Below are 1,244 nucleotides of genomic sequence, written 5' to 3'. Positions count from 1 at the left end.
AAGCTATGCTATGGCAAAAAATATCTATGAGAATTATTTAGAAACTCATGCCACTAAAGGCACACAACTTGGTTTCATAGGGCTATCCACACCCAAAACCCATAGCCAAAAAGTGAGTTTAGAAGCGTTAGATAACGCTCATGAGATAGAAAACAAAAATCCCCTAGATGAAGCTCAAGAGCTTTTAGAGAGCTTGTCTAGTTATGATGAAAATGGCAATCTTATCGCTCCTAGCAAGAAAGAATTAGAAAACGAACTCAAAGAGAAAGAGGCTAAAAGCATCAATTTAGATGAAGAGCTAGCTAAAGGCTGTTCGTTTGATGTTTATAGCGATGTTTTAAGGCATTTAGTCCAAATGGGTATCCCACAAAATGAAATCGCTTTCATCCATGACGCTAAAACCGAAGAGCAAAAGCAGGATTTGTTTAAAAAGCTCAATCGTGGCGAAGTCAGGGTCTTATTGGGCAGTCCTGCTAAAATGGGCGTAGGCACTAATGTGCAAGCTAGATTAGTCGCTATGCATGAATTAGATTGCCCATGGAGGCCTGATGAATTGTTGCAAATGGAAGGGCGTGGGATAAGACAAGGCAATATTTTACACCAAAATGACCCTGAAAATTTTAGAATGAAAATCTATCGCTACGCCACTGAAAAGACTTATGATAGCCGTATGTGGCAAATCATAGAAACCAAATCTAAAGGCATAGAGCAATTTAGAAACGCACACAAGTTAGGTTTGAATGAATTAGAAGACTTCACTATGGGAAGTTCTAATGCGAGCGAGATGAAAGCAGAAGCCACAGGCAATCCCTTGATTATTGAAGAAGTCAAATTGAGGGCTGAAATCAAAAATGAAGAAGCAAAATACAAAGCTTTCAATAAAGAGCATTACTTCAATGAGGAAAATTTGAAAAACAACGCTTCTAAATTGGATTATCTTAAACAGGAATTGAAAGATTTAGAAACGCTTCAAAGCTCTGTAGTGATCCCCACTCATACAGAGATCAAGCTCTATGATTTGAAAAATGAAGAGAGTAAGGATTATGAGCTTATCAAAATTAAAGAAGTAGAGCCTTTAAAAGAAAACGCCTCTATGAGTGAAGAATTAACGCACAAGAAACTCAAAGAACAAAACAAGCAAATAGCCGAACAAAATAAAGAAAAGCTAGACGCTATTAAAAAGCAATTTGCAAGCAATTTGAACGACTTGTTTTTCAATGAAGAAAGAGATTGTAAGCTTTTAG

The 1,244-nt window shown here is 36.9% G+C and carries 1 protein-coding gene; it reads left to right on the top strand.

The genetic code is table 11. The features are described 5' to 3' along the window. A partial coding sequence (locus EAL49_RS08185) for a helicase C-terminal domain-containing protein (RefSeq protein ID WP_240461659.1) occupies nucleotides 1-1,244 on the top strand: 1,244 nt, incomplete at both ends.

It is taken from the genome of Helicobacter pylori (assembly GCF_003637665.1).
Classification (GTDB): Bacteria; Campylobacterota; Campylobacteria; order Campylobacterales; family Helicobacteraceae; genus Helicobacter; species Helicobacter pylori_CK.
The sequence above is the reverse complement of the archived record's forward strand: the minus strand, read 5'-3'. Positions and strand labels throughout refer to the sequence as shown.